We start from the raw sequence: 13300 nt of genomic DNA on the forward strand, positions 1-13300 counted from the left end.
AAACGTCTGGCATAAGGCAACAGGACAAAGGAAGAAATGGGCAAAAAGCTTTTGTGCTTATTTTAGACCAGATCGGCTACTTCCACCTCAGGAAGAACTGGTCTTTTTTGTAAGGCATTTTCAATAATACCCAATACACGCTCACGTTCTTCGCCCTCTAAGGGCATTCTTGGCAGCCGCACTTGTTCTGTACCTAAACCCGTCATTAATTCAGCCAGCTTAATGTTCTGCACCAGTTTAGGATGCACATCCAGTTGCAATAGCGGATAAAACCAACGATTTATAGCAACTGCCTCGGCTATTCTGCCGGCTTTAACCAAACGGTAAATAGCCACTGTTTCAGCAGGGAAAGCACATACCAGACCTGCTACCCAACCATCAGCACCTAGTACCAGACTTTCGAAAGCAATTGTATCAACACCACTCAGAATCTTGAATCGGTCACCGAAGCGATTGATCATCTCCGTAACTCGGGAAGTTTCACGAGTTGATTCTTTCACCGCCTGGATATTAGCACACGCTGTCAATTCTTCAAACATATCCAATGTTACCTCAATACGGTAGTCAATCGGGTTGTTATAGATCATGATAGGCAAATCAGTTGATTTCGCAATAGCCTTGAAGTAAGCAACCGTTTCACTGGCATCTGCTTTATAACGCATTGGAGGAAGCAGCATTAAGCCGCTTACACCGTTCTTCTTAGCAGTAGCAGCTACTTCAATAGCTTTAGCGGTTGTTTGTTCGGCAATGTTTAAAATTACAGGTACACGGCCATCCACAAAAGCCACCGTCTGCCTAACCAGCTCAAATTTCTCTTCGTCGGATAAAGTACTCGCTTCGCCAAGTGTGCCCCCTAAAATAATTCCGTCAACACCTGCTGCAAGTTGAGCCTCAAGGTTAGCTACAAAAGCCGGAATATCAAGTTCATCTTCTGCTGTGAACTTTGTGGTTACTGCCGGGAAAACTCCCTCCCATTTTACACTCATAAATTTGTTATCTTTTAGTTGTGAATCAATCTAATAACTCTTACTACCATGGAGCAAAACTAATGCATGAGCTGCTTTAGAAATTTCAGTATTCAACCAAATCATGATACTATACTACCTTCTATTATAAAGCATATTCTTATACATGGTTAAAATAAGAACAACTCATTCTTTTAACTATCTATACATTAAAGTTGTAAACGAGTTGGTATGCTTTAGTCTACTTTGTCATACCTATCGCTCCGCCCGTAGCTCTGGCAGGGCTATCTGAATTTTCCCATGCTGGCGGATCTATACTGAGAAGGTGTTTTACAAAGAAGTCCCGGCGCTTGCGTTCGCCATAATCTCCGCCTGAAGAATGCCCCATACCCGGCACCATCAGGAAATCAAAATTTTTATTGGCTTTGATCAATGCGTTCACCACCTGAAGCGTAGAAGCAGGATCTACATTATCATCCAGCTCCCCCAGGATCAGCATTAATTTCCCTTGCAGCTTGTGGGCGTTTACCACGTTTGAAGACTCGGCATAGTGGGGTCCAATTTTACCCATCCACTGCTCGTTCCACCAGATTTTATCCATGCGGTTATCATGGCAACCAGCTGAAGAAACAGCCACTTTGTAAAACTCAGGGTGAAAAAGCAGAGCTCCTGCTGAACTCTGCCCTCCAGCAGATGTTCCAAAAATCCCTACACGATTCAGATCCAGGTAGGAGTATTTTTGCGCAGCCGCTTTCATCCAGGCAATTCGGTCTGGAAAGCCGCCATCCTTCAGGTTTTTCCAGCACACATCATGAAAAGCCTTGGATCGGTTTGATGTACCCATGCCATCCATCTGCACCACTACAAAACCTAGCTCTGCCAGTTCATGCATAAATCGGGAGTTAGGATTATAGGTCTTTGGCACAAAAGAACTGTGGGGACCTGCGTAAATGTACTCAATCACAGGGTACTGCTTGGCGGGATCAAAATTTGATGGCCTTACAATTATTCCCCAAATATCTGTTTTACCATCTCTGCCTTTTGCAGTAAACACTTCAGGTGCTTTCCATCCAGCTGCCAACAATGCCGTTGCATCCGCCTGCTCTAACTCCATCACTATCTTCCCGTCTGCGGCACTGCGCAACACTGTGGTTGGAGGCAGGTCTACTTTAGAATAAGTATCTACAAAATAGGTAAAATCCGGTGAAAAGACAGCTTTATGGTTGGCGTCTTCCGTTGTAAGGGCAGTCAAACCGGTACCGTCGAAGTTCACGCTGTAGTATTGGATCAGGTAAGGATCCTGCCCCTGCTCTTTGCCACTTCCCTCCAATATGATTTTCCGCTTGAGTTCATCTACGTGCACCACCCGCCGCACCACCCATTCACCTTTTGTTATCTGGCTCTTCACCTTGCCCGTAGTCCCATCGTAGAGGTACAGGTGGTTCCAGCCGTCTCGCTCCGAAGCCCAGATGATCTCCTTGCCGTCTGCCACATCGTAGCGGTACTTTTTGCCGCTGTAGTCGATGAAGGTTTTGCTCTCTTCGCTTATCAACTCTTTCACCTTGCCAGTCGAGGCTTCCACCTCCAGCACTCTATAGGCCTGGTGACCCCGCTGGTTATACTCGAAGGTAAAGCCGCGGCTGTCTTTGCGCCACACCGGGTAGGTCAGGTTGTATTGGTCTTCCAGCAGAGAGGCATCGACATCAAGCTGTTTCTTGTCCTCTACCAGAAATAACTGAGGTGCGCGCTGCGGCAGTGCATCGCCCGGCTTCAGGTAGTTCCGAGAGTGCAGTTTGGGCTGAAGCTGATCCTCCGGAGAAGATTCCACAAAGTAGATCAGGTGTTCTTTGTTAGGCCGCACCTTATTGGTTGCCAGTTTTTTTGAATCTGGCGACCAGGAAAAAAACGACGAGTAATACTCCCCCTCAGAGCCATCATAACTCAACTGGTACTCTTCTTCCCCGGATGCGTTATCTTTGATGTAAACATTAAAATTTTTGATAAAAGCTAGCCATTTACCATCCGGAGAAACGACAGGTTTGTTATTTAGCTCATTCGCTCCAGCTCCCCAATATCTATTAGGTCTCTCTTTGGGCTCTACCTTTCCCTTGTCTACTAGTTTACTTGTGCTGAGTATATATTGCCAGCGTTTATCATCATATTCAAATTCTAACATCTTACCGCCTTCCAAAAATTCGATAGTAGAAAAAGGCAGGTTATAAGGTTCTACTGGCTTACCTGATGCCGTAGCTAATCCTTTTGCCAGCTTTGCCTGGTCGAATGCCGGTTTACGAGTTTGTTTGTCCGCATCAACAAGCACAAATTCTTTGCCCTGAGGTGTGTTATTTATATACCAGAACTTATTTTCTTTCTCCAGCCACTGAAAGGCATATGGGGTGTTAAATACTTTCCCCTCCACTTTCTTTTTGAATGATTCGGCCCGGAGGTAATCTTCTTTAGTACCCTGAGCCCATAACAGGCTCGGAAAAAGAATAAGCAGAAATAAGACAAAAAGATGTTGGTTGGTACCTCCCTTGCCTGAACAAGAGCCGACACCTGCATTTGGAATCGCAGCCATGATGAATGTTGTGATTGTTAGACATGAGCAAGATGCATTTATAATCTAATAAACTCCTTCAACATGTTAGCACATTGTAATACTATATTAACCTTGTTTCCATTTTGCCGTGAAAAGCGATTCCTGGAGAATAACATACTGTATTGTTTACAAATGCAGAAGTCCCACTCAATGCGAACAGACAATTGAATGAGACTTCTTTTAGGCAGCCGTATATGCTACTGTACTGGCAAGGACCCCGCCTCTACATAAAAATTTGGATCTACCTTAACAGAGGCATTCTTCTTTAGTCCTTTCATTTCTTTCCAGGTCGTGGTTGGCTCCAGCCACTTCTCTTTTCCATCCACAAACACCTTCACAGGCATATCGAAATTTTTCACGCTGTTACTCCACCTGTAAGAAAGCTTGCTTCCTGTTACTTTATACTCCAGTTTAGGAATTCGCACATCGCGCAGGTACTGGTCGAAAACAGGTGCCAGGTTACGGCCAACCTGCTGACTTAAATAGTCCTCAATCTGTTGTGTAGTAACCGTCTGGTGATAAAACTCCTTGTTCATGCCTCGAAGTATATTTCGCCACTTCTCGTCATTGTTCACAATCTGGCGAAGGGTGTGCAACATGTTTCCACCCTTCGGATACATATCGCCAGAGCCTCTTTGATTTACATCATACACCCCGATAATAGGAATATCGTTGCGGATACCCTGCCTTGTTCCAATTACATAGGCACTACTGGCTTCCTTACCATAATGGTAGTCCAGGAAAAGATTTTCAGAGTAATTGGTAAAGCTTTCGTGAATCCACATGTCAGCAATATCTTTATAGGTAATGTTGTTGGCAAACCATTCATGACCAGATTCATGGATAATAATAAAATCAAATTTAAGTCCCCATCCGGAGCCACTTCCATCTCTGCCTCTGTAGCCGTTCTGGTACCCATTCCCATAAGTTACAGCACTTTGATGCTCCATGCCCAGATATGGCACTTCTATTAATTTATAACCATCCTCATAAAAAGGATAAGGCCCAAACCAATGCTCAAAAGCTTGCAGCATACGTGGCGCATCTTTGAACTGTTCTTTGGCTTTATCCAGGTTTTCCTTCAGTACATAGTAATCACAGTCTAAGGTACCTTTTTCGCCCTGGTACTTTTCAGAAAAGTGAGCATAGTCTGCAATGCTGATGTTCACGCCGTAGTTATTGATAGGGTTAGCAACAAACCAGTGGTAGGTTTTAGTTTTATCGTTATGCTGCTCCACCTTCCTCAGCTTTCCGTTGGAAACATCCATCAGGTGCTCAGGCACTCGCACACTTATCTGCATGCTATCCGGCTCATCGTACATGTGGTCTTTGCAGGGCCACCACATGCTGGCTCCATCACCTTGATTTGAATTGGCTATAAACGGATTTCCTTTTGCATCCTTCTTCCAGGTGATTCCGCCACTCCAGGGTGGGTTCTTGCTGACAGCAGGTTTTCCATTGTAGTATACATCAACCTGATTTAAAGCACCTGCTTGCTGACTTTCTTCGAGCTGCACAAAAAAGGCATTTCCTTCTCTTTTAAACTTTAACTCCTTCCCGTTTTGCACCACCTTTTCAAGCTTCATGGGCTCCTGCAAATCTACCTGCATGACCTGCTTTGGCTGAAGCACTTTGTATTGAATCGTATTTACTCCCCCAATGGTGCTGTCAGCGGGATTTACCCGAATGTTAAGATGATAATAGGTTAAGTCCCACCACGCGCGCTCAGGAGTGACAGCACCACGAAGTGAATCCTGCCTGGAAAAAGTTTTATTCTGGGCTACTGCGCCAATACCACAAAGTAAAACTATGGTTAATATAAAAAGGCAGGACCAGCTATTCTTATAGGACATGGTTTATTGGAATTAAGAATTAAGATTTAAGAATTAGAAATTATGAATTAGATCGATCATTTCGCCACGTAATTAATAGCCAGAGAAGAGCACATTTTGTAAGATGTCTTGCAACTTTTCAGCTAGGCTGTCATTAACCTTTAAAGCGAACTTCTAAGACAAACGTTGCTTGTTTTCTGTTTTATATGATGCAGGAATTAAACTCTGAGTTCTTCTATAGCATCAGCAGTTTTAGGCAACGGCTTACCTATTACAACACCTTTTTCCTCGTTTATAAGGTAATCTTCCTCTATGCGAATGCCTCCAAAATCTTTATAGGTTGCAACTTTATCATAGTTGATAAAATCAGCATACTTTTTCTCAGCAGACCACCTATCTATGAGTTCCGGAATAAAGTACAAGCCTGGTTCCACTGTTAAAACAAATCCTGGTTCAAGCGAACGGCCCAGGCGCAACGATTTAAGGCCAAATTGTGTGCTTTTTTTTAAGGATTCTGTGTATCCTACATACTCCTCTCCCAGGTCTTCCATATCATGTGTATCCAGTCCTAGCATATGCCCTAAGCCACAGGGAAAGAACAATGCATGTGCACCTTGCTCTACTGCCTCCTTTGCATCGCCTCGCATCAGCCCTATCTGCTTAAGTCCCTCTACCAGTTTCTCGCAGGCACCTGTATGCACATCTTTGAATAATATACCAGGCTTTAACAAACTTGCTGCGCCTTCATAGGCACTTAACACGATCTCATATACTTCGCGTTGCCGCTGCGAAAAGGTATTGCCTACAGGAAACGTTCTGGTAAGGTCGCCTGCATAGTGCATAGGCGACTCAGCCCCACAATCGCACAATACCATCAGTCCTTTTTGCAAAACAGTAGCACTGTAGTGGTTATGCAGGGTTTGCCCATTTACGGTTAAAATAGAAGAGAAAGCCATTTGTACATTTTCTGAGATGGCTACCTCCTGCACCATTGCCGCTACCTGCGCCTCCGTCATCCCTTCCTGCGCGGCTTTAATGGCTTTTAACTGCATAGCAACCGTAATATTTACCGCCTTTTCAATCTCACGTACCTCTAGTTGCGATTTAATGGAACGTTGCGCTACTATCGCTTTAATAAGAGTTACTGAAGCATTTTCTTTAACAGCACGTGGTGCCACTTGTAGCCAGGTACTTAACTTCAGTAGATTCTCAGGCCTGTAAGGCGGCAGATAGTGCACCTTTTGCTGACTCGCCACTACTCTTTCTAAAAATACAGGCAAAGAACTATATGGCTGCACAGTTGAAACACCTGTTTTAAAGGCTTCTTCTTTTAAAGAAACCTGTGTTCCGTTCCAGACAATGTCATCTACTGTTGCTTCGTCTCCGAATACTAATTCATTTCCACTATCACTATCAATTACTGCCGCAAGACCAGGTCTGTCAAGTCCAAAGAAATACAGAAAAGAACTATCCTGGCGGAATGGGTACCAGTTGTCTTTATAGTTCATGCTGCTTTCTTCGTTGCCAAGGAGCAGAATAATTCCATTGCCAACCTGTTTCCGGAGTTGCTCCCTCCGCTTTATATAAACTTCTTTATCAAACATAAGAGTGAAAGGCCATATGTACCTCTAGACAAAGTACAGCACTTATAATTTTAAATCATATTTATTAATGAACCCAAACGATTACTTAGCGGATGAACTGGCCGGTGAAGCCGCATCTTTTACTATACGTATACCATAAACAGGTCCGGCACTATTTCCTTTTTTCGCCTGTAATTTAACAGTAACACTTTTTTTACCTTTAACCAGCTCCTGTGGTATAACATAAGAAACATCATAAAAGCGGCTGTCTTTGTACTTATTCAAATCTTCTGTTGCAATTACCACATCATCAATCAGGATGTCAAATATTCTGCCCCTGTTATCCATGCCCCAGTAGCTCGCCATCAGTGTATTTACAGCTTCAGGAGCAACTTTCAATGTAAAGCTCATATACCCGCCATTGTCAGCAGAACGCCACTTTCTGGCGTGGTTATCACCTGCTGTTGTATGCTCACCTGTCAGGTCATGATCTCTTTCAGGTTGCATTTCCCCAACACGTAAAATATCTATCGTTCTGGCCTCGATCTCCTGTTGTTTTAGTTTCTCTTCTTGATAAATTTTTTGCTGTTTCTCCCAACCGTCCGGCGAAAACACATCCCAGTATACTGTATAAAATTCTTTCGATGTCTGGTTGAAAGGAATCAATTGCACATCATTGGGCACTCCTAAACCGGCTGTTTGGAAGCTTATCTGCTGCTGATTTACCTTGGTAAGCCAGTTATTCGGGTTATTGTCTGTTGTAACCAGCACAGGAATACCTTTAACAGGCTCGGGCTCCTTATCTCCTAAAATACCAGCCAGTAAAACAGGCCCATAAAACACCGCTCTTCTATCCGGATTATCTGGCATGGCCTCCGTATACACATCCGAAGTAGCCATGAACTCTACTTTATCATTCTGCTTCCACTTTCTGTGTAGCACAATATAACCTTCCTGGCTCAACTGTACCTTTTGCACTTTACCATTCACTTTTATTTCGGTACTTCTCGCCCAGTGCGGCTTCCGGATGTACATCGGGAAGGAAACAGTTTTAGCTGTGGAAACGGTAAAATAAATCAAGTTACTTGCAGGTAGTTCTGTTTCTTGTTTAATCTTTACACCCTTCTCCTGCCAGTTAAGTTCGGAGGGAATAAACAAATTTACATACAGGCTTCCGTCTTCGCCCTGAAAGTAAATACTTTCGCCATACTTCACATGATTTTCCATACCAGAGCCTACACAACAGGTAAAGTCGTGAAAAGGAGAGCTATAATGCTTCTGGCCTCCCATCCGGAGCGGCACAAAATAAGTCATCATACCATCCTCACGGTTCTGTGAAGCCAATATGTGGTTATATAGGCCTTTTTCGTAGTAATCCATCAGGTGGGCCGAAGGCTGCAAAGCAAAAAGATGCCTTGTTAGCTTAAGCATATTATAGGTGTTGCAGGTTTCGGTGGTATTCTCTGTCAGTTTATCGTTTAGCTTACCCGGCTCGCTCAGGTACTCGTAGTTACTATTGCCACCTGTGGCGTAGGCATGCTTTTCTGTAACTGTTTTCCAGAAGAAATCAGCAATATTTAGATCTCTCTGATCGCCAGTAAGCTCGTACCTGCGGGCGCTCGCTATAATTTTAGGTATTTGGGTATTAGAATGTTTACCTGGTAGTATATCCTCCCCTTTTGCTAAGGGATCGAGAATGCGTTTATCATAAAAGCGATAAGAAAGGTCGAGGTACTTTTTATGGCCTGTAATAGCGTATGTATTTACTAGTGCTTCGCTCATGCCACCATACTCGCAAATCATCATTTCCTGCATCTTTTCTTCGCTCAGGCCTTTTACCGTTTCCCCTGCCCAGTCGGCTATGCCGATATTCACCTGCAGCGCTTTCTGATTGTTGCAGTACTGGTACGCATCGAGCAAACCAGCCATAATCTTATGTACTGTATACCAAGGGGCCCAAGCACCGTTCAGGTCAAAGCCTTTCGAACGGATGTCTCCACTGGCAACTTCAGCCCACATCTTGTCTTCGTTAGGTATAGCACCCACATAACCTGTTTTCCGGGCTTCCTGACACAGTGCCAGCTCATCAACAATGTAGTTTACCCTCTTTAGAAATTCTGCATCTCCAGAGGCAGCATATTGCATGGCACAGGCCGATAAATAGTGCCCCAGGCTATGCCCTGCCAGCCCCGACGACTCCCAGCCCCCATACTTTTCAGCCTTGGGCTTTAAACCTGCATGTACTCTAAAATCTGATAAAAAGCGATCCGGCTCTAGTTTTAATAGGTAGTTAACATCTGCCTGCATTGCATCTGTAAAAGAGCTCTGCAACAGCTTTACATCCTCCAGACCAAACGCATATGCTCTGACAGGCACGTGGGGCTTTACCTGCATTTTATCATCCTGTTTCTTTGGCACATATGATTGTGCTAATGATGGACTGCCCAACAGTGTACCGCTGAACAGAAGCGATAAAAAGGCCTTGCTTCTTATAGGATTCGTTTTCATGTATGATTGGTTAAATGGAACTGCCACCTTATATTAAGCGCGACACACAGGAACGAACTAATTCCTTGCAGTAGAACAGCGATGGCACTTAGGCAAATCTATTCTTTTCTGACCTGCTATAGTTTCAGTATTTAACCAAATCCTGACACTATACTACCATCTTATTTAATTTATGCTTAACTTAAGAATAACATTGTTTAACTCACCTATATCAAGCCATGAAACCCATCTACTTTCAGATTCCTAAATCAACTGGTGAAACTGTTCGTGTGCAATATGATAAGCAAGAGCATTTCTATGATAACCTTCATTTTCACCCAGAGGTACAGATCATGTTAATTACCGAAGGGTCGGGTACCAGGTTTATAGGAGATAGTATTGGCAGCTTTGGGAAAGGTGATATCCTGTTACTGGGACCCAACCTGCCCCACGTGTTCCGGAACGACAAAAAATACTATGAACATGACCCATTACTCAAAGCCAGCAATATCTCTGTTTTCTTTCAGATAGAATCTTTTGGGGAAGCTTTTCTTTCCCTGCCCGAAGTTTATCCTATACAGCGGCTCCTACTCAACAGCAAACGGGGCATCGTGATTAAAGGCCATACCAAAGAAAAAGTCAGCAGGCTCGTACATCAGATGGTAGAATTAGATGGTTTTGAGTTGTTTATCAGCCTCTTCTCAATCTTAAATTTACTTGCTTTATCCAGAGAAGTTGAGCTTCTCTCTTCGGTTGGTTTTGACGGACCACAGAAAGACGCTGACAGTAAAAAAATAAATGATGTATTTACCTATATCATGAACAACTTCTCTGAAGAGATAAAACTGCAAAAAGCTGCCGACATTGCCAATATGAGCGTTAATGCCTTTTGCCGCTATTTTAAGCAGCATACCCGCAAGACCTTTTCTGAATTTCTTAACGAAATTCGAATTGGGCACGCCTGCAGGCTGTTAATAGAAGACAGGTGGAACGTACGTGAAACGGCTTTTGAGTGTGGTTATGATAATATTTCCTATTTTAACCGCCAGTTTAAAGATATTACTGGTTTTACTCCTTCTGAATACATAAAGCTGCATAAAGAGAAATTTCCTTTACAGCTCAGTTAACGCATCTCTGGTGATGGACCTGAAAGGGTTTTCTTGCTACTACATTTACTTGGTTATGAATTAAAGAGGTGGAATGGCGAATAGTATTTCTGAACTTCTTGAAATCATAGCCATTGTACTGGTTCAACCCATCGTCGGTACCAAACCACATAAAACCAAAGTGGTCTTTGTAAATGGTATTGTTAGAAAGTTCCTCATCAATTCCCAGATAATCCCATGCCTGCGGATAAGATGCACAGCTAAGAGAACGTATGCCTCCCCCGCTGAACATTTGTTAAAAAACAAAGCCACTCCAGACCGGAGTGGCTTCTGACTTACTTCAACAGGAAAGCAATGAACCATTATACCCTCCACCAGTTTTCGTCTCTAGTAGTGGACGGAATTTCAGCAAGAAGGCGGTTTTTACAAACTTCCCCCTAATTATTTACTTCTTTTTCTTCTCCGTTATCCGGCGCACTTCTTTTAACAGCAAGGGAAAGGCAGGATAGGCCATGCCTCCATGGTCGTATCCATCCAGTTCCAGCAGCACTGTTTCTTTATGGCCGGCTATTTTCATCATACGCATCATGTAGGCGTTTTCCTCGTAGCGGCCCAGCATCTCCAGTTCCCTGTCTCCTGTGATAAGCAGCAAGGGGGGCGCATCGGAACGTACGTGGTACAGGGGAGCAAGCTTATCAACGGTTGGTTGGGTGTCCGGGATACCCTGCTCTTCACGCACCGTCATGTGCGTGATCGTATGCCCGCTAAAAGGAATGAGCCCGGCAATGCGATCTGCATCAATGTTATGCTGCTTCAGCCACGATTTGTCTAAGCCGATCATGGAAGCTAAGTACCCTCCCGCTGAATGACCGGAAACAAAAACAAGGGAAGGATCGCCTCCAAAGCTTTCAATATTCTTAAATACCCAGCTTACCGCTGCTGCTGCATCCTGTATATAGGCAGGTGACTTCGCTTTCGGATACAGGCGGTAGTTAACAGCAACAACCGCAACCCCCTGCCCTTTCAGCGATGCTGGTATCTCTTTGCTGCCACCGGTCAGCCCTCCCCCGTGGAACCATACAATGGTGGCAAACCCCTTTCTATTTTTTGGAAAGTAAAAATCCAACGCGCAACGTTCATTAATATAGGTATCTGATTGGTTGATGGCATTACTGTAGTACCGAACATTTTGCTTCGTTTCATAAGGCACATCCTGTGCACCTGCTACTAAACTGCATCCTGTCAGGAATACAAGAAGGAGAAATCTTTTCATACTGCTTATCTTTAGTTTTAATCAGGCTAATAAACCTCCTTAAAATTACCATAGATATCAGCTAAAAGAAATAAATATTCAGGTTTATATTTATTTCTATCGCTTGGCAGTGCGGCGGTTGGCATAGCTTCTTCCTTCTGTTTAATGCCATAGCGTATTTCTAACACTTGCGGTTGTTTCTCTACTTGGTTATAAGCAGCTTTTCTTTTACCTGCCTGTTCCCCTCTTCCGCTGGCAGCACCAACACGTACAGGCCCGGCATAAGGTCGCTTACCTGCAGGAAAGTATGCCTGTTGCTTACCTGCACCTGTTTCACCAACCTGCCTTCCAGGGTATACACATATACCGACTGCCCCTGCAGTGGCTCCAACGTCAGTTCCAGGCTTATCGCGCTGTTCCCCCTGGATGGGTTAGGATAAAGCTTTACAACACCCTGTGTTATGAAGCCACGCCAATCCAAAGCAATGACTTTTGAAAAGGATGTCGAACCGTCCTCATCCACCTGTCTCAGGCGATAGTAGTAGGTGTCGGGCCGGGAGTTGACAAGGCTTTGGTCGCAGAAGCTATACTTCCGCCTGGCATAGCTGTTGCCTGCTCCGGCAACTGTACCGATGCTGTCAAACGACGTGCCCCTGCCATTGCTCCGCTCCACTACAAAGTGGCTGCTGTTCTTTTCAGACAAGGTTTCCCAACTCAGGTCAATGGCCCTGGCCGCCATACGCCCATTAAAAGCCCCCAACTCGACCGGCAGCGGAGTATACGGGGCATGGCTATAGCCGTAGTAAATTCGCAGATCACCGCCCAGGCTCAGACCCACCGGGTAGGTGATGCGGAACTCCAGGCGCGCATAGGGCTTGGTGTTGATGAACTCCAGTCTGGCTGGAGCTGTCGTGCCCGAAAAAAGAGAAAGGTTCAGGAAATGCTGCCCCATGGTAACCTCTTCTACCTGCCGGTTATTGCTGTCGTAGGTCCTGATGGTAATGGCTGGCAAGAGGCTTAGGCTCAGCACCGGAGCACTCATGCTAACCATAAACCCTGTATGATGGCCTGCGGGAATCGTAGAGTTGAACCCCAGCCGGAGGTACTCAGTATTCCCCACCGAGAGCACAGGCGACTCAACGGTAGCAAAGTTCGTGAGGTCTGCGTCAACAGCCCGGGAGGAGTTCTTAACGCGGCTTGAGGTGATGCTGTTGCTGGTTGCCTCAACAGTGGTGGCGTAGTGCATGAGCGACTGTCCCTGCGTTGTGAGCGCCAGCAGGGCCAATAGCAAAAGCAGCAACAGCCGGTGGGTTGTCAATGCCATAAATCGTAAAAGGTATTAAGTATGTTTTGGTTGCTTGGTTGTGTATCCCCCTTCTGCCACAGCACTGCCGTCATCTCCGCAAGCGGCAGGTAATCATGCCTGGCTACGGTAAGCCAAAGCAAACAGTGGCTTGCTTTCCTGTTTTAACACAA

General features: G+C 44.7%; 10 protein-coding genes. 1 reads left to right on the plus strand and 9 read right to left on the minus strand.

Annotated features, from left to right (window positions below; all coding sequences use genetic code 11):
- Positions 1–62 precede the first annotated feature (62 nt).
- The 5 genes from C1N53_RS07945 to C1N53_RS07965 form a co-directional block, all read right to left on the minus strand.
- On the minus strand, positions 63–986 hold the full coding sequence (locus C1N53_RS07945; RefSeq protein ID WP_137758792.1) for a dihydrodipicolinate synthase family protein: 924 nt from the start codon (positions 984–986) through the stop codon (positions 63–65).
- Between the two features lie 220 nt (positions 987–1206).
- Complete coding sequence (locus C1N53_RS07950; protein ID WP_137758793.1) at positions 1207–3543, minus strand: S9 family peptidase; 2337 nt, start codon at positions 3541–3543, stop codon at positions 1207–1209.
- A 218-nt stretch (positions 3544–3761) separates the two neighbouring features.
- Positions 3762–5417 (minus strand): M1 family metallopeptidase, encoded by a 1656-nt coding sequence (locus tag C1N53_RS07955; protein ID WP_137758794.1) that lies wholly within the window; start codon positions 5415–5417, stop codon positions 3762–3764.
- 197 nt (positions 5418–5614) lie between these two features.
- Positions 5615–7000: an aminopeptidase P family protein gene (locus C1N53_RS07960; RefSeq protein WP_137758795.1), complete on the minus strand. Its 1386-nt coding sequence runs from the start codon at positions 6998–7000 to the stop codon at positions 5615–5617.
- A gap of 81 nt (positions 7001–7081) precedes the next feature.
- Complete coding sequence (locus tag C1N53_RS07965) at positions 7082–9487, minus strand: glycoside hydrolase family 127 protein (protein ID WP_137758796.1); 2406 nt, start codon at positions 9485–9487, stop codon at positions 7082–7084.
- Between the two features lie 218 nt (positions 9488–9705).
- Here C1N53_RS07965 and C1N53_RS07970 point away from each other — a divergent pair, with 218 nt between their 5' ends.
- Positions 9706–10593, plus strand: coding sequence for an AraC family transcriptional regulator (locus C1N53_RS07970; protein ID WP_137758797.1), 888 nt, complete (start codon positions 9706–9708; stop codon positions 10591–10593).
- Here C1N53_RS07970 and C1N53_RS07975 read toward each other — a convergent pair.
- The 4 genes from C1N53_RS07975 to C1N53_RS07985 form a co-directional block, all read right to left on the minus strand.
- Complete coding sequence (locus C1N53_RS07975) at positions 10586–10864, minus strand: hypothetical protein (RefSeq protein ID WP_137758798.1); 279 nt, start codon at positions 10862–10864, stop codon at positions 10586–10588. The two genes, C1N53_RS07970 and C1N53_RS07975, sit on opposite strands and share 8 nt — an antisense overlap.
- A gap of 153 nt (positions 10865–11017) precedes the next feature.
- Complete coding sequence (locus tag C1N53_RS07980; protein WP_137758799.1) at positions 11018–11845, minus strand: alpha/beta hydrolase; 828 nt, start codon at positions 11843–11845, stop codon at positions 11018–11020.
- Positions 11846–11871: 26 nt separating this feature from the next.
- Complete coding sequence (locus tag C1N53_RS22495) at positions 11872–12012, minus strand: hypothetical protein (protein ID WP_168193990.1); 141 nt, start codon at positions 12010–12012, stop codon at positions 11872–11874.
- 14 nt (positions 12013–12026) lie between these two features.
- Positions 12027–13148 (minus strand): T9SS type A sorting domain-containing protein, encoded by a 1122-nt coding sequence (locus C1N53_RS07985; RefSeq protein ID WP_137758800.1) that lies wholly within the window; start codon positions 13146–13148, stop codon positions 12027–12029.
- Between the last annotated feature and the right edge of the window lie 152 nt (positions 13149–13300).

It is taken from the genome of Pontibacter sp. SGAir0037 (genome assembly GCF_005491705.1).
Taxonomy (GTDB): Bacteria; Bacteroidota; Bacteroidia; order Cytophagales; family Hymenobacteraceae; genus Pontibacter.